We start from the raw sequence: 22,921 nt of genomic DNA, 5'->3' as shown, positions 1-22,921 counted from the left end.
GCGTCACTCCGCGGCGGGAGCGTCGCCGAGCGCGGCCGGACCCTCGGTGACGAGGACGTGGAACTGCGCGGCGTCGATGATCCGGATGCCGAGGGCCTCGGCCTTCGCGAGCTTCGATCCCGCACCGGGCCCGGCGGCGACGAAGTCCGTCTTCTTCGAGACGCTCGACGCCGCTTTGCCGCCCGCCTGCATGATGGCCTCCTGCGCGCCCTCGCGGGTGTACCCCTCGAGCGAGCCCGTCGCGACGACGGTGATGCCCTCGAGCACTCCTCCGGCCGCGGCCGCGGCGCCGGGTCCCGGGTGCCCGGGCGTGGCCAGCCGCGCGCCCGCGGCGGTCCAGCGGTCGACGATCTCGACGTGCCAGTCGACGGCGAACCAGTCGATGAGAGCGTCGGCGATGATCCCGCCGACACCGTCGACCGCGGCGAGCTCGTCGCGCGAGGCGGCCCGGATCGCGTCGAGCGAGCCGAAGTACTGCGCCAGGGCGCGGGCGGCGACGGGTCCGACGTGGCGGATGTTCAACGCGACGAGGAAGCGCCACAGATCCTTCGTCTTGGCCTTCTCGAGCTCGTCGATGAGGGTGAGGGCCTGCGCCGACGGCTGCGGACCCGTGAGGCCCTCCTTCTTCTCCGCCGCGGTGGGGTTGCGGCGGAACGGCGCGCGGCGGACGACCTCGCCGGTGCTCTCGTCGACCCGCGGCTCGCCGGTCTCGGCGTCGCGGACGATGACCTCGATGGGCACGAGCCGCTCCAGGGTCAGCTCGAACAGTCCCGCCTCGGTCTCGAGCGCCGGCTGCTGCGGATCGATCGGCTGGGTCAGCGCGGCCGCAGTGACCTCACCGAGCGCCTCGATGTCGAGCGCGCCGCGCGAGCCGATGTGCTCGACGCGCCCGCGGACCTGCGCGGGGCAGCCGCGCGTGTTGGGGCAGCGCAGGTCGATGTCGCCCTCTTTGGCAGGGGCGAGGGTCGACCCGCACTCCGGGCACGCCGTCGGCATGACGAAGGCGCGCTCCGTGCCGTCGCGGAGTTCGGCGACCGGGCCCAGCACCTCGGGGATGACGTCCCCGGCCTTGCGGAGCACGACCATGTCGCCGATCAGCACACCCTTCGCCTTGACGACGTCCTGGTTGTGCAGGGTCGCCTGGCGCACGACGCTGCCCGCGACGAGCGCCGGCGCCATCTGCGCGTACGGGGTGGCGCGGCCGGTGCGCCCGACCGACACGATGATGTCGAGGAGTCGCGTCTGCACCTCTTCGGGCGGGTACTTGTACGCGATCGCCCAGCGCGGGGCACGGCTGGTCGCGCCGAGCTCGTCGTGCAGGGACAGCTCGTCGACTTTCACGACGATGCCGTCGAGTTCGTGCGCGACCGAGTGGCGCTTCTCGCCGTACTCGGCGACGAAGGCGAGGACGCCGTCGACGTCGTCGAACGTCTGCGGATACGGGCTGACCGGCAGGCCCCATTCGGCGAGCAGGCCGTACACCTCGCTCTGAGCGGACACGGGCGGGTCGGGCCACGCGCCGATGCCGTGGACGTACATGCGGAGGGACGAGAGACGGGCCTCGCCGGCTTCGAGTTCGAGCCCGGACTTCTTGTCGAGCTGCTGGCGCAGACCTCCGCTCGCGGCGTTGCGCGGATTGGCGAACGCCGGGAAGCGCCGCGCCGCGCTCTTCTGCGCCTTCTCCTCGTCGTAGCGGGGGCGGGAGGCGGCGTCGGCGACGACGCGGTCGCGCAGACGCGCCTGCAGCGCGTTGAGTTCTTCGAAGGCCGCCACCGGGATGAAGACCTCCCCCCGCACCTCCACGAGAGGGGGGTGCCCCTGCCCCGACAGCCGCTCCGGGATGCCGGCCACGCGCACCGCGTTCACCGTGACGTCCTCCCCGACGCGGCCGTCGCCGCGGGTCGCCGCCGAGGTCAGCACACCGTTCTCGTAGCGCAGCGAGATGGCGAGCCCGTCGATCTTGAGCTCCGTCAGCCATCGCACCTTGCGCCCCGCTGCGGCCTCGGCCTTCGTGCACCACTCCTTCAGTTCGTCCGGCGAGAAGACGTTGTCGAGGCTCAGCATCCGCTCGGCGTGCTCGACGGGAGCGAACATCGACGACTCCGCCGCGCCGACGGTCTGCGTCGGCGAATCCTGCCCCTGCAGCTCGGGGTGCGCGCGCTCGATGGCTTCGAGGCGATGCATCCACCCGTCGTAGGTGGCGTCGTCGACCAGACCGACGTCGCCCCCGTAGTAGGCCTCGCGCGCGGCGAGGATCTTCTCCGTGAGCCGCGCGGCCTCTGCGCGGGCCTCATCGAGGGTCAGCTCGGGGAGTTCTGCGTCAGCCACATCGACAGTGTAGGGAGGCCCGGCGACACCGCCGGGACCGTTCCGCGCTCCGGCAGGATGCGGTAGACGAAGGTCCCGGAGTAGCGGAAGACCTCGCCGAGCAGCGGCATCCGCAGTCGGACGTCGACGCGCTGCCGGCCGTTCCCGTCCTCCGTCTCCCGCACCTCCACCCCCGCGATGCGCGGCGCAGCACCGGAGGCAGCGAGCGGATGCCGGGTCCCACGGCGCGTTCGTACACGGATGCCGCGTGTTCCCGGCCCTCGGAGTTCATGGTCGGAATCTACCGGCGACGTGACCGGGTAGCGTCGAGGCATGTCCCGTCCTCGTGCCGTCGTCGCCGGTGCCGGCGGATTCATCGGCGAGGCTCTCGTCGCAGCCCTCACGGACGACGGATACGACGTCGTCACCGTCGGACGCACCGCCGCCGTCCGCTGGGACGACCCCGCCGCGCTCGCGGCCGCCGTCGACGGCTCCGACCTGCTCGTGAACCTCGCCGGGAAGTCCGTCGACTGTCGCTACACCGATCGCAACCGCGACGAGATCCTGCGGTCGCGGGTGGAGACGACGCGCGCCCTGCACGCTGCGGTGGCCGCGGTATCCGCCCCGCCCCGGCTCTGGCTCAATGCGTCCACCGCGACGATCTACCGCCACGCGATGGACCGCCCGAACACCGAATCGGGCGGCGAACTCGGGCAGGGTTTCTCGGTCGACGTCGCGCGGTCGTGGGAGCGTGCGTTCTTCGCGGGGAATCTCCCTCGTACGCGCCGCGTCGCCCTGCGTCTGGCGATCGTCGTGGGCGACGGCCCCGCCTCCCGGATGCTGCTCACCCTCGCACGTACCGGACTCGGTGGGCCGCAGCACGACGGCTGGCTCCCGCCGCACCGTCGCTACCGGGGCATCGGCGACGAGCCGACGGGCGACCGGCCGCCCTGGTACCGCACCCGGGGGCGCCAGCGCTTCAGCTGGGTGCACATCGAGGACGTGCTCCGCGCCGTCCGCTTCCTCATCGAGCGGGACGACATCTCCGGCCCCGTCAACATCGCGGTGCCTGAGGCATCCGACAACCGCACCCTCATGCGCACCCTCCGCGGCGTCGTCGGGATGCCGGTGGGCCTGCCGTCGCTGCGCTGGATGCTCGAGATCGCCATGTGGGTGCTGCGGACCGAGCCCGAGCTGATCCTCAAGAGCAGATGGGTCTTCCCCGAGCGGCTCGTCGACGCCGGATTCCGGTTCGCGCACACCGACCTCCGCGCGGCGTTCGCCGAGGTCGAACGGGGCCGCCGGGTCAGGCGTTCTGGGGAACGGCGGAGACGGTCCGCGCGATCGTGAACTGCCCGATCACCCGGGTCCCGTCGTACAGCACCGCCGTCTGACCGGGCGCGACGCCGTCGAAGGGGGTCTCGGGGACGACCGTGATCGACCCGTCGCGCACGCTCGCCCGAGCGCGGACCGGATCGGCGTGCGCGCGGATCTGCACGTCGCAGGCGAACACGCCGTCGGCAGGAGCACGTCCGGCCCAGCTGTGCCGCTCCCCGGAGATCTCCGCCGTCGCGAGAGCCTCCTTCGGCCCGACGACGACCGTGTTCGAGACGGGACGCACCTCGAGGACGAACCGCGGCTTGCCGTCCGCGGCGGGGACGCCGAGCTGCAGCCCCCGGCGCTGACCGACCGTGAACGCGTGCGCTCCCTCGTGCCGCCCGACGACCGATCCCCCGCGGTCCACGACGTCACCCTGCTCGGCGCCCACCTTCTCGGCGAGCCACCCGCGGGTGTCGCCGTCGGGGATGAAGCAGATGTCGTGGCTGTCCGGCTTCTGAGCGACCGTGAGACCGCGCGTGGCGGCCTCGGCGCGGACGACGGCCTTCGACGGCGTCGTCCCGAGCGGGAAGTAGGTGTGGGCGAGCTGGTCCGCGGTGAGCACCCCGAGGACGTAGGACTGGTCTTTCGCCTCATCCGACGCGCGATGCAGCTCGCGCCCCTCCGAACCGTCGACGAGGGTCGCGTAGTGGCCGGTGCAGACGGCGTCGAAACCGAGTTCGAGGGCCCGTTCCAGCAGGGCCGCGAACTTGATCTTCTCGTTGCACCGCATGCACGGGTTCGGCGTGCGCCCCGCCCGGTACTCGCTGATGAAGTCGTCGATGACGTCGTCGCGGAAGCGCTCGGAGAAGTCCCACACGTAGAACGGGATGCCGAGCAGGTCGGCCGCGCGCCGGGCGTCGAGTGCGTCCTCGATCGTGCAGCAGCCCCGGCTGCCGGTGCGGAGGGTGCCTCCGGCGCGCGAGAGCGCGAGGTGGACGCCGACGACGTCGTGACCCGCGTCCACCGCGCGCGCCGCGGCGACGGCCGAATCGACCCCACCGCTCATGGCTGCCAGTACGCGCATCGTCCCAGTCTACGAGCGCGACCCCGCACGGGCGCTGGACGCCGCCGCGCGGCGGTGCGCCTCGGGGAGGGCGGCGAGGAACGCGTCGACGTCGGCCGCCGTGGTCGTGCGCCCGAGCGTGACCCGAAGGACCGAACGGGCCTCGCGATCGGTGCGACCGAGGGCGAGGACGACGTGGCTCGGCTCGGCGACACCCGCTTGGCATGCCGATCCGGTCGACACACGCACGCCCGCGGAGTCGAGGAGGAACAGGAGGGTCTCCCCCAGCGCGTCGGGGAAGAGCAGGTGCAGGTGGCCGGGCAGTCGCTGGTCCGGTGCGCCGAGCAGTACGACCTCCGGGGCGATGTCGTGCACACCGATGAGGAGCCGGTCGGACAGCGCGCGCAGGCGTTCCGCCTCGGCGGCGCGCTCCGCCGCCGTCAGCTCGAGGGCCACGGCCAGGGCGGCGGCACCGGCGACATCCGGTGTGCCCGAGCGGAGGCCACGCTGCTGCCCGCCGCCGTGAAGGACCGCGCCCATGCGGGCGTGACGCGACACGACGAGCGCCCCCGTCCCGACCGGCGCCCCCACCTTGTGGCCTGCGACGCTCAGCGCGACGAGTCCGCCGCGACCGGCTCCCGGTCCCCGCAGCGCGGCGAAGTCGAGCGACAGATGGGCGATGGCCCCGACGGCGTCGAGGTGGAGGGGCACGTCTGCCGCCGCCGCCGATGCGGCCAGGGCGGCGACATCCGACACGCTCCCGACCTCGTTGTTGGCCACGAGCGCCGTCGCCAGGGCGGCGCCCGGGAGTGCCGCATCGAAGGCCGCGACATCGATCGCCGCGCTCTCGTCGAGCGGCACGGGTCGTACCTCCGCCCCCTGGGCGGAAGCGAGCCACGACACCGTGTCGAGGGTCGCGTGGTGCTCGCCGTCGGGCAGGACGACCGCCGACCGGTCCGGGTCGCGCGCCCACCACGTCCCCTGGAGGGCGAGGTTCACCGACTCCGTGCCCCCAGAGGTCAGCACCACTTCGATGGGGTCGCACCCCAGCACCGCCGCGATCCGCTCACGGGCGTCCTCGAGCAGCCTCCGCGCCGCCTGGCCTGCGCCGTGCACGGACGACGCGTTGCCGGTGACCTCCGACGCGGCGAGCCACGCATCACGCGCCTCCGGCCGCAGCGGAGTGGATGCCGCGTGGTCGAGATAGACCGCCATGACCCTCCGCCTGCCGCTGACCTTCATCGCCTGCTCACTACTGTAGGACGCATGACCTTCGCTCCGGCCGGCCCGACGACCGCGGCGTCCGACACCCCCGTCCCGGGGATGCTGTCGGACGTCTACGACCGGCTCGGGGTACGCCTGCACGACGGGGGCGGGACGCTGCGGGTGTGGTCGGAGCACGCCAACGACGTCGAGCTCGTGGTCTTCGACGACGACGACCCGGACTGGCTCGTCGACACCGTCCCGCTGGCCCCCGTGGGCGGCGGCGTGTGGGAGGCGACGACGCGCGCGCTGCGGGGCGGCGTCACCTACGGCGTGCGGGTCGACGGACCGCACGGCCCCGGGATGACCTTCAACCCGGCGACGCTGCTGATCGATCCCTACGCGCGGGGGTTGTCGGCCCCCGGCATCCACTCCTGGCGCTCCGTCGTCGTCGACGACTGCTTCGACTGGGGCGGCGTCGCGAAGCCGGCGACGCCGCTCGATCGCACCGTCGTCTACGAAGCGCACGTCAAAGGCCTCACCAAGCGGCATCCCGGTGTGCCGGCGGCGTTGCACGGCACCTACGCCGGGATGGCGCATCCGGCCATGATCGAGCACTACCGGAGCATCGGGGTGACCGCGATCGAGCTGCTCCCGGTCCACGCCTTCGCGAGCGAGCCCCGCCTCCTGCAGCTGGGGTTGACCAATTACTGGGGCTACAACTCCGTCGGCTTCTTCGCGCCGCACGCCCCGTATGCGACGGCCGCCGCCCAGGCCGAAGGCGCCACCGCGGTGCTCCGCGAGGTGAAGGGGATGGTGAAGCTGCTGCACGCGGCCGGCATCGAGGTGATCCTCGACGTCGTCTTCAACCACACCTCCGAGCAGGGACTCGGCGAGCCCCGCTCGAGCTTCCGCGGGATCGACAACCGGTCGTACTACCGGCAGGCCGACGACGGCACCTACATCGACGTGACGGGATGCGGGAACTCCCTGAACACGTCGACGGATGCCGCGTCCCGCCTCGTCCTCGATTCGCTGCGCTACTGGGCGAACGAGGTGCAGATCGACGGGTTCCGCTTCGACCTCGCCCCCGTCCTGGGACGCGATGCCTCCCACGCCTTCACCCCGGAGCACCCGCTCCTGCAGGCGATCGTCGAGGACCCCGCGCTGGCGGGCGTCAAGATGATCGCCGAACCCTGGGACGTCGGCATCGGCGGCTGGCAGACAGGGGCGTTCGGCGCCGGCTGGAGCGAATGGAACGACCGCTACCGCGATCGGGTCCGCAACTTCTGGCTGAGCGACATCGACTACTCCCGCCGCGCCGATGTCACGCCGGTGGGGATCGGCGGATTCGCGACCCGGCTCGCCGGATCGGCCAACACCTTCAGCGCCGAGCGCGGACCGCTCGCGAGCGTCAACTTCGTCACCGCGCACGACGGGTTCACCCTCCACGACCTCGTCTCCTACGACTCCAAGCGCAACGAGGCCAACGGCGAGCACGGGCGGGACGGGGCGGACACGAACCGCTCCTTCAACCACGGATTCGAGGGGCCGACCGACGATCCGGCCGTTCTCGCCGCCCGCCGGCGCGCGATGCGCAACCTGCTGGGCACGCTCCTGCTCTCGGCGGGCGTTCCGATGATCACCGCGGGCGACGAGATCGGGCGCACGCAGCACGGCAACAACAACGCGTACTGCCACGACTCCGCGCTGACCTGGTACGACTGGGGCCGCGAACCCTGGCAGGACGACCTGCGCGCCCACGTCGAGCTGCTCACCCGCATCCGCCGGGAGAACCCGGCCCTGCGACCCATCCGGTTCGCCCATGCCGACAAGGCCGTTCCGGGCGCGTCCGTCATCGACTGGTACGACGAGCAGGGGAACACGATGTCGGTCGAGCAGTGGACGGATCCCTCGCACCGCACGCTGCAGTACGACGCCTGCTCCACACCCGAGAGCGAAGCGCCCAACCGCACGCTCCTGGTGGTCCACGGCCGCGAGAGCGACGTCGAGATCACCCTTCCGGCGCTGGAGGGTGTGACGCGCTTCGCCCCCCTGTGGTCGAGCGTCGACGAGCGTCCGCGATCGGATGCCGCCCCGCTCTCCCCCGGCGATGCGTTCACCGCGACCGGTCCGTCAATGTACCTGTTCCGGGCCGAGTGATCCAGGCCGTTTCGAGCCTTCCTCGGCACCGGTAGGTTCGGAACGTGGCCACACAGATCTCCCCCGTTTCCGTCCGCAGCTCCGCTGAGATCCCGGTCCGGCCGGTGAAGGCGACCAGAAAGGATGCCGGCATCCGCAACGGCCGCATCCCGATCGCCTCCCATCGTCCCAGCGTCCCGGGCGGCCGGTTCGCGCCGACCGCGTTCGTCGGCGAGGCGGTGCCGTTCACGGTCGCCGCCTTCCGCGAGGGACACGACCGCATCGGCGTGCACCTGCGGCTGACGGCGCCCTCGGGCGCGGTCACGCTCCACCGGCTCCGGCCCCTCGACGACGGCTTCGACAATTGGCGCGTCGTCGTGGCACCCCTCGAGCAGGGCACCTGGAAGTTCCGTTTCGAGACGTTCGCCGACGACTACGCGACCTGGCGTCATGCAGCCGAGCTGAAGATCGCCGCGGGTGTCGACCCGATCCTCATGCGGGAGATGGGCGCGCGGCTGTTCGAGCGCGCCGCCGCGGAGAAGACCCGTCCCGTCGAGGAGCGCACCGCCCTCACCTCCGCGGCGCGCGCCCTCCGCGATGACGCCGTGGACGACGAGGCGGCCCTCATCGTGGTGCGCGACCCGGGGCTCGCCCGGGCGTTCGCCGACCGCCCCGCCCTCTCGCTCCACACCCTCCACGAGGAGAACACGCTCCACGTCGAGCGCGAGCGAGCCGGCGTGGGCGCCTGGTACGAGTTCTTCCCGCGCTCCGAGGGGGCGGTCCGCCTGCCCGACGGCACCGTCCGCAGCGGCACCTTCCGGACGGCGGCCGAACGCCTCCCCGCCGTCGCCGCGATGGGCTTCGACGTGGTCTACCTCCCGCCCATCCACCCGATCGGCGAGGTGAACCGCAAGGGCCCCAACAACACCCTGAACGCCGGTCCCGGGGACCCGGGATCGCCGTGGGCCATCGGCTCGGCGGACGGCGGACACGATGCGGTCCACCCCGACCTCGGGACGCTCGAGGACTTCCGCGCGTTCGTGGACACCGCGAACGCCCACGGCCTGGAGATCGCCCTCGACCTCGCCCTCCAGGCCGCTCCCGACCACCCTTGGGTGACCGAGCACCCGGAGTGGTTCACGACCCTGCCCGACGGTTCGATCGCCTTCGCCGAGAACCCGCCGAAGAAGTACCAGGACATCTACCCGGTCAACTTCGACAACGATCCGGTCGGCATCCGCGCCGAGGTGCTGCGCATCGTCCAGCACTGGATCCGACAGGGGGTGAAGATCTTCCGCGTCGACAACCCCCACACCAAGCCGCTGCAGTTCTGGGAGTGGCTCATCCGCACCGTCAACGCCGAGCACCCCGACGTCGTCTTCCTGGCCGAGGCGTTCACCCGTCCCATGCCGATGCGGGCGCTCGCACAGAGCGGTTTCCAGCAGAGCTACTCGTACTTCACGTGGCGCAACACCAAGACCGAGCTGGAGGAGTTCTTCGCCTCGATCTCGGACGAGACGGCGGATTTCATGCGCCCGAACCTCTTCGTCAACACCCCCGACATCCTCACCGAGTACCTGCAGTTCGGCGGTCGCCCCGCCTATCGGATCCGCGCCGCTCTCGCGGCCACCGCGGGGGCCAGCTACGGCGTCTACGCGGGATACGAGCTCTACGAGAACGTCGCCCGCCCGGGGTCCGAGGAGAACATCGACAACGAGAAGTACGAGTACAAGTTCCGCGACTGGGCGGGCGCCGAGGCCGCGGGCGACTCCCTCGCCCCCTACCTGCGGCGGCTGAACGAGATCCGCCGGGCGCATCCCGCGCTCCGGCAGCTGCGCGGTCTGCACCTGCAGGGGACGGACGACGACGCGATCCTCGCCTACGTGAAGCACCTGCCCGCGGCGGTGGCCGAGCGCGGCGAATCCGACACGATCATCGTCGTCGTGAACGTCGACCCGCACTCGGCGCGCGAGACGACGGTGCACGTCGATTCGCAGATCTGGGGGCTCCCCCGCGGCCACGACTACGAGGTCGAGGACCTCCTCACTGGCGCGCGCTGGACGTGGAACGAGCACAACTACGTCCGACTCGACGCTTTCGCCGAACCCGTCCACATCCTCCACGTGAAGGCACACTCATGACCCGTCCCGATGATTCGATCCTGGATGCCGTCGGTGCCGGCGCCTACCACGCCCCCCACGACGTGCTGGGCCCGCACCCCGAGGGCGACGAATGGGTGATCCGGGCGCGGCGCCCCTTCGCGCAGACCGTGACCGCCGTGCTGGCCGACGGCTCCCGCGTCGAACTCGAGCACATCCGTCAAGGGGTCTGGGAGGGCGTCGCGGAGACGCAGCCGACCGCCTACGATCTCGTCGCGACGTACGAGGGCGCTCCCGACTACCGCGTGGACGACCCGTACCGGCATCTGCCGTCGCTCGGCGAGATGGACCTGCACCTCATCCGCGAGGGGCGCCACGAGCAGCTGTGGACCGTCCTCGGGGCCCACGTCCGCCACTACGGCCCCGTCAGCGGCGTCTCCTTCGCGGTGTGGGCGCCCAACGCCCGGGCCGTCCGCGTCGTCGGCGATCTGAACGGGTGGGACGGCACCCAGCATGCCATGCGCTCGCTCGGATCGAGTGGCGTCTGGGAACTGTTCGTCCCGGGTATCGGCGCGGGCTCGGCCTACAAGTTCGAGATCCTCACCGCCGCGGGCCACTGGGTGATGAAGGCCGACCCGATGGCCCGGGCCGCCGAGGTCCCGCCCGCGACGGCATCCGTCGTCACGGAGAGCGCGTACACCTGGTCGGACGACGAGTGGATCGCCGCACGGTCGTCCGGCTCCGTGCACGACAAGCCGATGTCCACCTACGAACTCCATCTCGGCTCGTGGCGGCCCGGTCTCAGCTACCGCGACGCCGCCGACGAGCTCGTGGACTACGTGGGGGCGCAGGGCTTCACCCACGTCGAGTTCCTCCCACTCGCCGAGCACCCCTTCGGGGGCTCCTGGGGCTATCAGGTGACGGGCTACTACGCCCCGACGAGCCGCTTCGGCAGCCCCGACGACCTCCGCTATCTCATCGACCGGCTGCACCAGGCGGGCATCGGCGTCATCATGGACTGGGTGCCCGGGCACTTCCCGAAGGACGAGTTCGCGCTCGCGCGCTTCGACGGAGCCCCGCTCTACGAGCACCCGGATCCCCGGCGCGGCGAGCACCGCGACTGGGGCACGTACATCTTCGACTACGGGCGCAACGAGGTGCGTAACTTCCTCGTCGCGAACGCGCTCTACTGGTTCGAGGAGTTCCACGTCGACGGCCTGCGTGTCGACGCCGTCGCCTCGATGCTCTACCTGGACTACTCCCGCGAGGAAGGGCAGTGGGAGCCGAACATCCACGGCGGCCGCGAGAACCTCGAGGCGATCCGCTTCCTGCAGGAGGTCAACGCCACCGCCTACAAGCGCCACCCGGGGATCGCCATGATCGCCGAGGAGTCGACGAGCTTCCCCGGCGTCACGGCGCCGACGAGTCAGGGCGGTCTCGGCTTCGGCTTCAAGTGGAACATGGGCTGGATGAACGACTCGCTCGTGTACATCGGCCGCGATCCGCTCTACCGCTCGCACCACGAGGGCGAGCTCTCGTTCTCGTTCGTCTACGCGTTCAGCGAGAACTTCGTGCTCCCCATCAGCCACGACGAGGTCGTGCACGGCAAGGGGTCGCTGTTCACCCGGATGCCGGGCGACCACTGGCAGCAGCTCGCCAACATGCGAGCCTTCCTGGCGTACATGTGGGGGCACCCGGGCAAGCAGCTCCTGTTCATGGGGCAGGAGTTCGGGCAGATGTCCGAATGGTCCGAGGGGCGCGGCCTGGACTGGTGGATGCTGGATCAGCCGGCGCACCAGCAGTTGCAGCACTTCGTCGCCGCCCTCAACCGCACCTACCGGGACGAAGCGCCGCTGTGGTCGCGCGACACCGACGGGTCCGCTTTCTCCCGCGTCTGGCCGCACACCCCCGACGGCAACATCCTCGGGTTCGCCCGCCGCGACCACGACGGCGGCACGGTGGTCGTGCTGTGCAATTTCGCCGGCTCCCCCCGCCACGACGTGCGGATCACCCTGCCCGAGGCCGGGGCGTGGGCCGAGATCCTCAACAGCGACGCGCAGGAGTTCGGCGGGTCCGGGGTCGGCAACTTCGGCGGCGTGACGACGGATGCCGACGGCACCGCGACCGTCGTCCTGCCGCCGCTCGGCGTCCTCTGGCTCCGTCACCAGGCGTGAGAGAAAGGGGGTCCGGGCTGATGCCCGGACCCCCTTTCCTCTGTCAGAAGAGCAGACTCGCGAGCCGTCCCCGCGCTCGGATGACCCGAGAGTCTGCGTCGCCCACGACGCCGAAGAGTTCGAGCAGACGTGCCCGCACGGGCGCGCGCTCGTCCGTCGGCAGAGCGGCGAACAGATCCAGCAGTCGCGCGAACGCGTCGTCGACGTGCCCGCCGGCGAGATCGAGATCGGCGACGGCGAACTGCGCCTCGACGTCGTGCGGAGCGGCAGCGGCAGCGGCGCGCGCGCCGGCGAGGTCCAGGTTCTGCACACGGCCGAGCAGATGCACCTGCGCGAGGCCGGCTTTCGCGTCCTCGTCGCGGGGGTTCTCGGCGAGAGCCTGCTCGTACGCTGCCGCGGCGGCCTGGTAGTCACCGGACTCGATGGCGTCGAACGCCTCCTGATGGAGCGGCGGCAAGGCGGCCGGGCGGTCCTCGGCATCCGTCTCAGCGCCTTCGACGGGCACCGTCCCGGTCACCCCGTGCTGCGCGGCGAGCTGCAGCAGTTGCGTGAAGACCTCGCGCACCTGCGCCTCGGGCACGGCCCCCGTGAAGAGCTGGACGGGCTGACCGGCGACGAGGGCGACCACGAGCGGGATCGACTGCGCACGGAAGCTCTGCGCGAGCTGCGGGTTCGCGTCGACGTCCACCTTCGCGAGCACGAGCCTGCCGCCGAGCTCGTTCACAAGCTTCTCGAGCACGGGGCTCAGCTGCTTGCAGGGGCCGCACCAGTCGGCCCAGAGGTCGACGACGACGGGGACGGTCCGCGACAGCTCGAGGACCTGACCGAAGTCGGCATCCGTCACGTCGAAGACGAGGCGGGATGCCGGGGCTCCGCCGTCGGCGGGCGCGGCGGCCTCGGGCTGTCCCGCGGGCCGGTTGCGAAGGGACGAGAGATCGACGGCGCCGCGGAGGACGGCGCCGGGTGCGGGGGTGCTCACTCTTTTTCAACCACCTTGGCGTCGAGGACGTTGGAACGGGAGGCCAGCAGCTGGATCTTGTCGTTCGAACCCTGCGCGGGCACGAAGAAGTACAGCTGATCGGTGTAACGGGTCTGGAAGCCGGTGCTCGACTGCGAGACGCCCGAGAGCGCCTTCACCACGACGTTCTCGCCGAGTTTGATCACGGCGTCGTCATCGGTCGGGACGGCGGTCTCGTTCTCCGTGACGGTCACGGCCACGATCGCACCGCTGTCGAGTGTGACGAGGGAGAGCGGCTCGGAATCGCCGGGCTCGGCCAGGAACGAGACCCGGCCGGTCTCCTCACCGGTCTCGTTGAACTTCTTGAGGACGGCAGCGCGGTTCTCGGCGACGAGTGAGCGGAACGTGTCGGTCTTCTCGTCGAACAGGGCGGCGAACTCGCTCTTGTCGCCCTTGTCGAGGACGTCCGCGTACGCGGCGGCCAGGTTCTCGGGCGGCATGAGGAGGAACGGTGAGTTGGGCTCGACGGCCACCGCGCCGACGTACTCCGCGGCGAGGTTCATCGTGGCATCGGCGCGGAGACTCGAGATGTAGGCGACCTTGTACTCGGCCCACGGGTCGCTCTGCGTCGCCGTCATGACGGTGGCGACGCCCTCCGCGTCCTCGACCACCGCCATGAACATGCGCGGCCAGTCGTTCTTCGCCTGCGGCAGGAGCGCGGTCATCGTGCCGGCCGGGATGGCGGGCAGCGGGTCGGCATCGGGGAGTTCGGTGCGGAGTCGGTAGTTCGTCTCACGCTCGGTGAGGGCGGGCCCCGTAAGTCGCAGTGCGGCGGCCTTCGGGTCCTTCGCCTCGTCGGCGGCGGCGACCTGCTCGGAGATCCGGCCGAGGATGCGCTCGGCCTGCGTCTTCGTCACGGCGGGCGCTCCCTGGCCCTCGGGCACGATGACGGATGCCGAGGGCGATGGCGTCGCCTCGGGCTGCAGGTCGGGCCAGGCGTCGGGCGAGCAGCCGGTGAGCGCGATTCCGCCGACGAGAAGCGCGGAGAGCGCGACGAACGGGCGCCGTCCGCGGCCGAGTCGCTTCCGCGCGGGAGCCGCCGTGATGACGCCCTTCTCCGCCTGCTCGACCGAGAGGTCGATGGGTTGCGTCGCAGTGGTCGGCAGACCCTTGCGACGCGGGCCCCGGGACCGCCGGACGTGACGCAGAGCGAGGATGTACAGGACGAGGCCCACGACGGCCATCAGGATGCCGCCGGCCAGCAGCGGTCCCGCCCACGGCGTGGTCGCGCCGGTCGGCCAGGTGACGCTCAGCTCGGAGGGGGCCGCCGCGGTGCCGTCCGAGGCGACCAGGACGCTCATGTCCGCGGGGAGGCGGAGGGTGGTGGCGAGAGATCCGTCCTGCTCGAACTCGTCCAGCCAGAGGTCGGACCCGGCGGGCGCCGCGGTCGGCGCATCGCCCTCGACGGGGGCCGACGCGGCGACGGTCTCGGAGACGGGCAGGTCCTCGGCGCCGAGGGTCACGTGGACGTACTCGGTGGGAGCCAGCCACGCCGCGATGTCCTGCGTCCGACCGTAGGCGGCGAAGACCGGGCCGTCGCCGGCGATGCGGAGGGTCTGCGCGCCCGGGTGGCTGGCGAGGACCGCACCGTCGATGAGGACGTAGGGGGCGTCGGCATCCGTCGTGAGGGTCGCCGTCTCGGTCGCCGGTGCCTCGAGGATCGTGCGCTGGGCCACTCCGGCGCCGATCATCAGCGTGGCAAGGACGAAGGCGATGATCGCCCACACGAATCTCACGAACTGCCGCCCTCCTCCAGCCGGCATCCGGGGTGCACGGCCGATCATTCGACATTCCAGCCTAGCGAACGGTGCTGGCAAACGCGTGGGAGGGCGTCGCTCCCGCGTCCGGGCGCATCGGCGAACTAGGGTGAGGGAAGACCTGGGAGAGGGCACCGTGAAGATCCAGCATCCGTTCCGCACCGCGCTGATCGCCACCCTCGGCGTGGGCGTCGGCATCCTCATCCTCACCGGGGTGCAGACCCTGTCGACCGTCCTGCTCTACATCGGGACGGCCCTCTTCCTCGCCCTGGGACTCGACCCCGTCGTGTCGTTCTTCGAACGCCGCGGACTCCCCCGCTGGGGCGCGCTGCTGGCGACCTTCGCGGGCCTCCTCGCCATCGCGACGGCGCTCGTGCTCATCGTGGTCCCGGTCCTCGTCGACCAGATCGCCAAGCTCGTCCAGCAGATCCAGACACTGGTGGAGAGCGCGGTCGATCAGGAGTGGAACCCGGTCACGGTCGCGCGGGACTGGCTCTCGCACACGTTCCCCCTGCTGCAGGTCGACATGGTGTTGGGCTACGTCAACGATTGGTGGAACGGGCTCGACTTCGCCGACATCGGAGCGGCCCTCGGCACCGGCCTGCTCTCCTTCGGTGCGGGGATCGTCGCGACGACGACGGGGACCATCATCGTCCTCATCCTGACGATCTACTTCACCGCCTCGATGCGCTCCCTCAAGCGCTCCGTCTACCAACTGGCACCGGCGTCGAAGCGCGAGCGCTTCGTCGGCCTCTCCGAGCAGATCACGGCATCCGTCGGCTACTACGTCATGGGGCAGGTCGTCCTCGGCGCGATCAACGGCATCCTGAGCGCCATCTTCCTCACCATCATCAATGCGCCGTTCCCCGCAGTCCTGGCCGTGATCGCCTTCTTCTTCTCGTTGATCCCGCTGGTGGGGACCCTGACCGGATCCGCCATCATCGTGCTCGCCTGCCTGGGGCTCGCGTCGCCGTTGACCGCGCTGGTCGCCCTCGTCTGGTATCTCGTCTACATGCAGGTCGAGGCGTACTTCCTCTCCCCCAGGATCATGAGTCGGGCCGTCTCGGTACCCGGTGCCGTCGTCGTGATCGCCGCCCTCGCGGGTGGATCGCTCCTCGGCCTGCTGGGTGCGCTCATCGCCATCCCCGTGGCGGCGAGCGTTCTGATCATCTACCGCCAGGTGCTGATCCCCCGCCAGAACGAACTCTGATCAGGCGATCCGCCAGCACGCCGTGTGCCAGTGCCGCCTCGCGGCCAGGTCCGCGGCATCCCCGAGCACACCGTCGGCACGCCAGACGACGACGTGCGCCGTCCCGGCCGCCACGGTCCGTCCGCATCCCGGGCACACGTAGTCCTTCTGCGCCTGGACGGCGGACACCGGCTGCACCGTCCACTCGACACCGCGGCGCTGCTCCGTGCGCTTCCAGCCCGCAAGCAGACGGTCGAACGACGCGTCCGGACCGCTGGGCTTGCGCCGATTCGACCGGGGCACGGCTCAGTACCAGCCCGAGCGCTGCGACTTCCCCCAGGCGCCGCACGGGGTGCCGTAGCGACCCTGGATGTATTTCAAGCCCCACGTGATCTGGGTCGCAGGGTTCGTCTCCCAGTCGGATCCGACCGAGGACATCTTGCGGCCCGGCAGGGCCTGCGGGATGCCGTAGGCACCGCTCGAGGCGTTGTAGGCGTTCACCCGCCAGCCGGATTCCTTCTTCCAGAGCGCGACGAGGCAGGCGAACTCCGAGTCCCCCCAGCCGCGCGCGGTCACCATGTCGTACGCGATGGCCTGCGCACTGCCGGGATTCGGCGAGACGAACGGCGGCTGCCAGGAGGAGAACGACCGCGTCGACGAGGACGACCCGGCCGGGGGCGGCGGAGGCGGCGTCGGGGTGGGCTTCACGTAGACGGTGTACTCACTCGCCCGCTCGAGCTCGACGGTCGGAGCGTCACCGGCCTGGTAGCGCTGCGCGTCCTCGACCGCCGACGCGTAGAGCGAGAGCGGGTCGAGTTGCGTCGCTTCGGCAGGGTCGGGGAACGAGACGAGCGGAACGAGCGTCGCGGCGACGAATCCCGCGGTGGCGACCACAGAGAAGACAGCCAGCACACCCCGGCGACGTGACCAGCGCGACGGGGGAGCCGCACGCCCGGACCGCCGGACGGTCTGCGTCGCGACGCCGGCGCGCGATGGGAGGATCTCGTTGCCGGAAGTCACAGTCTCCCGATCATATCGGCGACGCACGGCACCCGCCACGCATCAACCGACGGACTGCATGACGTCGACGACGGCGTCGAGGACGGCGTCGACCTGCGCCTCGTCGTAACCGCGGAGCTGCATGCGGAAGGCGACCGAACGGACCTGTTCGATCGTCAGCCCCTCCCCGGATTCGAGGTAGCGCGCGATCCGACCCGCGACGAGATCCACCTCGTCGACCCGGTACCCGAAACGGAGCGGGGAAACCCGACGGAAGCGGTGTCGCGGCTTCCGAGAGAGGCGGTCGAGGATCTCCTGCGCCAGCGCACGGGACGCCCCCACCCAGGCGCGGGCGCCCCGCTGATTCATCGCCGTCACGCGCTCCCGCTGCGCGAAGGCATCCTCGATGCGGGCGAGGGCCGCGTCGACCGCGTCGATCGCATACCCCTCGCTCACCAGCGGGAACGCGGCGGCGCGGACGTCGGCGGAGGTGAGGTCGGTGTCGTCGGCCTCGAAAGCGACGCGCGCGGAGGCGAGGAACTCGTCGACCGCGCGGGGGGAGTAGCCCTTGCGACGCCCCGAGGTCTTCGGGAAGGCGGCGGGAGAGGTGAGCTCGGTCATGACAGTCCGCTCAGGGGGCTCAGGAGGATGTACAGGGCGAGACCCGGGACGAGCGACGGCAGGATCGAGTCGAGGCGATCGAGCACTCCGCCGTGACCGGGCAGGAAGGAGCTCATGTCCTTGATGCCGAGGTCCCGCTTGATGAGCGATTCGCCGAGATCGCCGATCGTCGCCGACACGAGGATCGCGACCCCGAGGACCGCACCCGCCCACAGCGGCAGCTGCAGCATCAGCACGGCGAGCAGTCCGCCGGCGACCAGACTCGCGACGACGGCACCCGCGAAGCCCTCCCACGTCTTGTTGGGGCTGATCCGCGGGGCCATGGGATGCCGCCCGAAAGCGACCCCGCTCGCATAGGCCCCCGTGTCGACCGAGACCGCGATGACGAGGACGGCCAGTAACCACAGCTCACCGTGCTCCTGGCGCAGGATCACGAGCGCCAGGCTCCCGTGGAAGACGACGTACAGCTGGACGAGGGCGCCCGCGAGGACGTCGGTGACGACGTCACCGTAGCGACGACCGTCGCCGGCTGCCATCTGCGCGATGAGGCGCCACACGATCACGAGGACGACGGCGGCGAACAGGACGAACCACTGCGTGAGGTAGCCGACGAAGGCGGCCCCCAGCACCAGCGCACCGGCGGTCAGCTGCGCGGGGACGTCGATCCGCCGGCCCGATGCCTGCAAGGCCCGCGAGAACTCGAACGCCCCGAGGAAGCACAGCGGCACCGCGAACGCGATGAACGCCCACTTCCAGAAGAGGAGCGATCCCAGCACGATCGCGCCGATGCCGAGGCCGATCAGGGTCGCCATGATCAGGTTGCGACCCGATCGCGCGTTGATGCGCTCGTTGGCCTCTTCGAACTCGACCCGGGCGCGCTCGATCTGACTCTCGAACTCGCTGCGCGCCGCGCGGACGTGCGACTGGAACGAGGACGGGTCGCCCGTCGCCCGACCGGCCCGCTTCAGCTCGGATCTGCTCGGCGGCGTCTCCGGTCCGACCGCGCTCCCCGGTGCGTCTTCGGACATGGCGCTCTCAGACCTCGAGGAGTTCTGCCTCTTTGCGCTTCAACGCCTCGTCGATGAGCTCGACGTGCGTCTTGGTCACCGCGTCGAGCTCCTTCTCGGCCCGAGCGAGGTCGTCGTCGCTCACCTCGCCCTTCAGGGCGTCGAGCTCGTCCTTGGACTTGCGGCGGATGCCGCGCACGTGGACCTTCGCGTCCTCCGCCTTGCTCTTGACGAGCTTGACGTACTCCTTGCGGCGGTCCGCGGTGAGCTCGGGCATCGTCACGCGGACGATGTTGCCGTCGTTCGTCGGGTTCGCCCCGAGGTTCGGCATGTCGCGGATCGCCTGCTCGATCGCCTTCAGCGCGGACTTGTCGTACGGCGTGATCACGAGGGTGCGCGCCTCGGGGGCGTTGAGCGACGCGAGCTGCGCGAGCGGCGTCGGCGTGCCGTAGTACTCGACCTGGACTTTCTGGAAGAGCTGGGGGTTCGCCCGTCCGGTGCGGACGGTCGCGAAGTCCTCCTTGGCGGCCTCCACGGCGCGGTCCATGCGGGTCTTCGTGTCGGCCAGGATGTCGGCGATCACGGTCTCTCCATTCGTCGGTACGTCCGGTTAAGTCTAGTCGGCAGCGTCCCCTGCCTCAGACGCTGACGAGGGTGCCGATCGATTCGCCGAGGAGGGCGCGGGTCACGTTGCCGCCGGGCTCCATGCCGAACACGCGCATGTCCATGCCGTTGTCCATGCAAAGGCTGAACGCGGTCGAGTCGACGACCTTCAGCCCGCGCTGCAGTGCGTCACGGTAGGTGATCGTGTCGAGCTTCTCGGCCGAGGCATCCGTCCTCGGGTCAGCCGTGTAGACGCCGTCCACGCCGTTCTTCGCCACGAGCACCTCGACGGCACCGATCTCGAGCGCGCGCTGCGCCGCAACGGTGTCGGTGGAGAAGTACGGCAGGCCGGCACCGGCGCCGAAGATGACGACGCGCCCCTTCTCGAGGTGACGCTCCGCCCGCCGCGGGATGTAGGGCTCCGCGACCTGGGTCATCGAGATGGCGGACTGGACACGGGTCGCCGCACCCGCCTGTTCGAGGAAGTCCTGAAGGGCGAGCGCGTTCATGACCGTGCCGAGCATGCCCATGTAGTCGGCACGCCCGCGGTCCATCCCGCGCTGGCTGAGTTCGGCGCCGCGGAAGAAGTTGCCGCCGCCGACGACGACGGCGACCTCGACCCGGTCGACCGCTGCGGCGATCTCCTGTGCGATCTGGCTGACGACATCGGGGTTGACCCCCAGCTGTCCTGCGCCGAACGCTTCGCCGGACAGTTTCAGAAGGACGCGACGGCGTCCGGTGTTCTCGTCGATCACGCGGGGATCCTCTCGTCTAGGGGGAGACTATCGAACGGCATGGAAAAGGGGTTCGCATCATCCGATGCGAACCCCTTTCTCATGTGCCTACGCGCCGACCTTGAAGCGGGCGAAGCCGGTGACCGTGATCCCGGCGTCGGCCGCGACCTTCGCGACGGACAGCTTGTTGTCCTTGGCGTAGTCCTGGTCGAGCAGGGCGACCTGCTTGAAGAACGCGTTGACGCGGCCCTCGACGATCTTCGGGAGCGCAGCCTCGGGCTTGCCCTCGTTGCGGGAGATCTCGGTGACGATCTCGCGCTCCTTCTCGACATCCGCCTCGGGCACCTCGTCGCGCGACAGGTACGTCGGGTTCGCGAACGAGATGTGCTGCGCGATCGAGCGAGCCGTCTCGGCGTCATCACCCGAGTAGGCGACGACGACGCCGACCTGCGGGGGCAGGTCCTTGCTGGTCTTGTGCAGGTACACCTGGAAGGCGTCCCCGGACAGCGTGCGCACGCGACGCAGCTCGACCTTCTCGCCGATGATGGCGGCCTCGTCCGAGATGAGGTCGGCGACGGTCTTGCCGCCGGCGTCGGCCGCGAGGGCTTCCTCGGCGGAGTCGGCACCGGCCGCGGCAGCGGCGTCGAGGACCTTCTCCGACAGCGCGATGAAGCGCTCGTTCTTCGCGACGAAGTCGGTCTCGGTGTTCAGCTCGATGAGCGTGACCTTGCCGTCCTGCTCCTTCGCGGCGACGAGTCCCTCGCTCGTGGAGCGGTCGGCACGCTTCGCGTTGCCCTTCGCGCCCTTGAGACGCAGGATCTCGACAGCCTTCTCGAGGTCGCCGTCGGCCTCCTCGAGCGCCTTCTTCGTGTCGACCATTCCCGTGCCGAGCTGCTCGCGCAGCGCCTTGATGTCGGCGATGGTGAAGTTTGCCATGGGTGGCGGCTCCTCAGTAGTTGGGTGGGTGTTTCCAGGCGCCTGTGCCCCGCGGATGGCGGGGCACAGGCGGGATGATCACTCGGCGGACTTCGCCTCGGCGGTCTCGTCGGCGGCGGGAGCCTCAGCGGCCTCCTCCGCGGCGGGGGCCTCGTCAGCGGGCGCCTCGGCGGCGGGGGCCTCGGTCTGCTCGGTCGGAGCGGACTCGAGCAGCTCGCGCTCCCAGTCGGCCAGCGGCTCGGCCTCGGCCGACTCGTCGGTCGGGTTGTGGCGCTGGATGAGACCCTCGGCAGCGGCGTCGGCGATGATGCGCGTCAGCAGGCTGACCGAGCGGATCGCGTCGTCGTTGCCCGGGATCGGGAACTGGAACTCGTCGGGGTCGGCGTTCGTGTCGAGGATGCCGATCACGGGGATGCCGAGCTTCTTGGCCTCGTCGATGGCGAGGTGCTCGCGCTTGGCGTCGACGACCCAGATCGCCGACGGGGTCTTCTGCAGGTTGCGGATACCACCGAGCGACTTGTGGAGCTTGTCGAGCTCGCGCTTCTTGAGGAGGAGCTCCTTCTTGGTGAAGCCGCTCTCGGCCGGGTTCTCGAAGTCGAGCTCCTCGAGCTCCTTCATGCGCGCGAGGCGCTTGGAGACCGTCGAAAAGTTGGTGAGGAGGCCACCGAGCCACCGCTGGTTGACGAAGGGCTGGCCGACACGCGTGGCCTGCTCGGCGATGATCTCCTGCGCCTGCTTCTTGGTGCCGACGAAGAGGATCGTGCCGCCGTGGGCGACCGTCTCGCGCACGTACTCGTACGCCTTGTCGATGTACCCGAGCGACTGCTGCAGGTCGATGATGTGGATGCCGCTGCGCTCCGTGAGGATGAAGCGCTTGACCTTCGGGTTCCACCGACGGGTCTGGTGTCCGAAGTGAACGCCGCTGTCGAGCAGCTGGCGGATGGTGACGACGGCCATGGCCGTTCTCCTGTTCGTTGTGGTTGATCGCGCCGGACGATGGTCGCGGCGAGCCTGGTGCCCGGCACGCACCCGCTCCCGGAGGAGACCGTTGGGTGGGATGCCGCGATGTCGATCGACGGTGTCGGATCGAGCCGCTGTGGGCACGCGTAGTCACCCCGACGGACGGGGTGCCCCACCAGCATAGCAAGAACGAGACCTCCTCCCCCGCCGCCGCCCGCCGCGATCCATCCCCCGTCGCCGAGCGGGACGCCCGTGCCGGCCACGTCGCGGAGCACCATCGGGTCATGCCCTCGATCCGCCGCGTGACCCTGGCTCTGGTGGCTGCCGCCACCCTCGTCCTGCTGACACCTCTGCGCGTCGACGCGGTCCCCGACGGCGCGCCGGACTGGCGACTGCCGGCGGAGGGTGCGAGCGTGGTCGCCCCGTTCGAAGCCCCCGCCCACGACTACGGCGCGGGCCATCGGGGAATCGACATCGGACCCGTGGCGGGTCCCGTCGTCGCACCGGCGGCGGGGGTGGTCGCCTTCGCGGGAACGGTCGTCGACCGCGGTGTCGTCACGATCGACCACGGCGGCGGGTGGGTCACGAGCGTCGAGCCGATCGCGCCCTCCGTCGCCGTGGGCGTCATGGTGGAGGCCGGTGCTCCGATCGGCACCGCCTCCACGGGAGGCCACGCGCCCGCGGGGACGCTCCACGTCGGCGTCCGGCTGGACGGGGAGTACGTCAACCCGCTTCTCCTGCTCGGGCGGGTGCCGAGAGCGATCCTGTTGCCGTGTTGCTGACCTGGAC

At 70.6% G+C, this 22,921-nt stretch carries 20 protein-coding genes; 6 read left to right on the top strand and 14 right to left on the bottom strand.

Annotated elements, in window-relative coordinates; translation table 11 throughout:
- Positions 1 to 3: 3 nt before the first annotated feature.
- Positions 4 to 2,328, bottom strand: a complete 2,325-nt coding sequence (gene ligA / locus ACPEH0_RS02460; protein WP_366213095.1) for an NAD-dependent DNA ligase LigA — start codon at positions 2,326 to 2,328, stop codon at positions 4 to 6.
- Positions 2,301 to 2,492, bottom strand: coding sequence for a DUF4166 domain-containing protein (locus tag ACPEH0_RS02455; RefSeq protein ID WP_366213096.1), 192 nt, complete (start codon positions 2,490 to 2,492; stop codon positions 2,301 to 2,303). Before ACPEH0_RS02455 ends, ligA begins: the two co-directional genes overlap by 28 nt.
- Before the next feature lie 148 nt (positions 2,493 to 2,640).
- Here ACPEH0_RS02455 and ACPEH0_RS02450 point away from each other — a divergent pair, with 148 nt between their 5' ends.
- Positions 2,641 to 3,657 (top strand): epimerase, encoded by a 1,017-nt coding sequence (locus ACPEH0_RS02450; protein ID WP_366213097.1) that lies wholly within the window; start codon positions 2,641 to 2,643, stop codon positions 3,655 to 3,657.
- Here the strand turns inward: ACPEH0_RS02450 and mnmA are convergent.
- Together mnmA and ACPEH0_RS02440 are read right to left on the bottom strand one after the other, a co-directional pair.
- On the bottom strand, positions 3,614 to 4,711 hold the full coding sequence (gene mnmA, locus ACPEH0_RS02445; RefSeq protein WP_366213098.1) for a tRNA 2-thiouridine(34) synthase MnmA: 1,098 nt from the start codon (positions 4,709 to 4,711) through the stop codon (positions 3,614 to 3,616). The two genes, ACPEH0_RS02450 and mnmA, sit on opposite strands and share 44 nt — an antisense overlap.
- Positions 4,712 to 4,720: 9 nt before the next feature.
- Positions 4,721 to 5,905 carry a cysteine desulfurase family protein gene (locus ACPEH0_RS02440; protein WP_366213099.1) on the bottom strand — a complete coding sequence of 395 codons (1,185 nt, stop codon included), beginning with the start codon at positions 5,903 to 5,905 and terminating at the stop codon, positions 4,721 to 4,723.
- A gap of 51 nt (positions 5,906 to 5,956) precedes the next feature.
- Between ACPEH0_RS02440 and glgX the strand changes: the two genes are divergently transcribed.
- From glgX to glgB, 3 genes are read left to right on the top strand one after another with little or no spacing between them, the layout of a single operon-like run.
- The gene (glgX, locus tag ACPEH0_RS02435; protein ID WP_366213100.1) at positions 5,957 to 8,056 is read left to right on the top strand and encodes a glycogen debranching protein GlgX; all 2,100 of its coding nucleotides are present in this window, start codon (positions 5,957 to 5,959) and stop codon (positions 8,054 to 8,056) included.
- Between the two features lie 44 nt (positions 8,057 to 8,100).
- Positions 8,101 to 10,176: an alpha-1,4-glucan--maltose-1-phosphate maltosyltransferase gene (locus ACPEH0_RS02430; protein ID WP_366213101.1), complete on the top strand. Its 2,076-nt coding sequence runs from the start codon at positions 8,101 to 8,103 to the stop codon at positions 10,174 to 10,176.
- Positions 10,173 to 12,308 (top strand): 1,4-alpha-glucan branching protein GlgB, encoded by a 2,136-nt coding sequence (glgB, locus tag ACPEH0_RS02425; protein ID WP_217532000.1) that lies wholly within the window; start codon positions 10,173 to 10,175, stop codon positions 12,306 to 12,308. Before ACPEH0_RS02430 ends, glgB begins: the two co-directional genes overlap by 4 nt.
- Positions 12,309 to 12,351: 43 nt before the next feature.
- Here glgB and ACPEH0_RS02420 read toward each other — a convergent pair whose 3' ends face one another.
- Both ACPEH0_RS02420 and ACPEH0_RS02415 read right to left on the bottom strand, forming a co-directional pair.
- The gene (locus ACPEH0_RS02420; protein ID WP_217532002.1) at positions 12,352 to 13,287 is read right to left on the bottom strand and encodes a tetratricopeptide repeat protein; all 936 of its coding nucleotides are present in this window, start codon (positions 13,285 to 13,287) and stop codon (positions 12,352 to 12,354) included.
- A complete protein-coding gene (locus ACPEH0_RS02415; protein WP_366213102.1) occupies positions 13,284 to 15,062 on the bottom strand; it encodes a glycosyl transferase in 1,779 nt (592 codons plus the stop codon). The genes ACPEH0_RS02420 and ACPEH0_RS02415 overlap by 4 nt, the downstream gene beginning before the upstream one ends.
- 157 nt (positions 15,063 to 15,219) lie before the next feature.
- On the opposite strand from ACPEH0_RS02415, the gene ACPEH0_RS02410 reads away from it, so the two are divergent.
- Positions 15,220 to 16,293, top strand: a complete 1,074-nt coding sequence (locus tag ACPEH0_RS02410) for an AI-2E family transporter (RefSeq protein WP_359917803.1) — start codon at positions 15,220 to 15,222, stop codon at positions 16,291 to 16,293.
- Here ACPEH0_RS02410 and ACPEH0_RS02405 read toward each other — a convergent pair whose 3' ends face one another.
- The 8 genes from ACPEH0_RS02405 to rpsB form a co-directional block, all read right to left on the bottom strand.
- Positions 16,294 to 16,575, bottom strand: coding sequence for a hypothetical protein (locus ACPEH0_RS02405; protein WP_217532004.1), 282 nt, complete (start codon positions 16,573 to 16,575; stop codon positions 16,294 to 16,296).
- A gap of 3 nt (positions 16,576 to 16,578) precedes the next feature.
- Entirely contained in the window at positions 16,579 to 17,292 is a 714-nt protein-coding gene (locus ACPEH0_RS02400) for a lytic transglycosylase domain-containing protein (protein ID WP_366213103.1), read from the bottom strand.
- A 42-nt stretch (positions 17,293 to 17,334) separates the two neighbouring features.
- Entirely contained in the window at positions 17,335 to 17,892 is a 558-nt protein-coding gene (locus tag ACPEH0_RS02395) for a DivIVA domain-containing protein (protein ID WP_217532007.1), read from the bottom strand.
- Positions 17,889 to 18,920: a phosphatidate cytidylyltransferase gene (locus ACPEH0_RS02390; protein ID WP_366213104.1), complete on the bottom strand. Its 1,032-nt coding sequence runs from the start codon at positions 18,918 to 18,920 to the stop codon at positions 17,889 to 17,891. Before ACPEH0_RS02390 ends, ACPEH0_RS02395 begins: the two co-directional genes overlap by 4 nt.
- A gap of 7 nt (positions 18,921 to 18,927) precedes the next feature.
- Positions 18,928 to 19,482, bottom strand: a complete 555-nt coding sequence (gene frr, locus ACPEH0_RS02385) for a ribosome recycling factor (protein ID WP_217532011.1) — start codon at positions 19,480 to 19,482, stop codon at positions 18,928 to 18,930.
- A gap of 55 nt (positions 19,483 to 19,537) precedes the next feature.
- The gene (gene pyrH, locus ACPEH0_RS02380; RefSeq protein ID WP_064001971.1) at positions 19,538 to 20,257 is read right to left on the bottom strand and encodes a UMP kinase; all 720 of its coding nucleotides are present in this window, start codon (positions 20,255 to 20,257) and stop codon (positions 19,538 to 19,540) included.
- Between the two features lie 87 nt (positions 20,258 to 20,344).
- The gene (tsf, locus tag ACPEH0_RS02375) at positions 20,345 to 21,172 is read right to left on the bottom strand and encodes a translation elongation factor Ts (protein ID WP_064001970.1); all 828 of its coding nucleotides are present in this window, start codon (positions 21,170 to 21,172) and stop codon (positions 20,345 to 20,347) included.
- Positions 21,173 to 21,250: 78 nt separating this feature from the next.
- Positions 21,251 to 22,129 (bottom strand): 30S ribosomal protein S2, encoded by an 879-nt coding sequence (gene rpsB / locus ACPEH0_RS02370; RefSeq protein ID WP_366213105.1) that lies wholly within the window; start codon positions 22,127 to 22,129, stop codon positions 21,251 to 21,253.
- A gap of 287 nt (positions 22,130 to 22,416) precedes the next feature.
- On the opposite strand from rpsB, the gene ACPEH0_RS02365 reads away from it, so the two are divergent.
- Complete coding sequence (locus ACPEH0_RS02365) at positions 22,417 to 22,914, top strand: peptidoglycan DD-metalloendopeptidase family protein (protein WP_366213106.1); 498 nt, start codon at positions 22,417 to 22,419, stop codon at positions 22,912 to 22,914.
- Positions 22,915 to 22,921: the final 7 nt, after the last annotated feature.

Source organism: Microbacterium sp. NPDC079356, assembly GCF_049545465.1.
Classification (GTDB): domain Bacteria; phylum Actinomycetota; class Actinomycetes; order Actinomycetales; family Microbacteriaceae; genus Microbacterium; species Microbacterium gawkjiense.
This window is presented reverse-complemented; position numbering and strand designations above follow the sequence as displayed.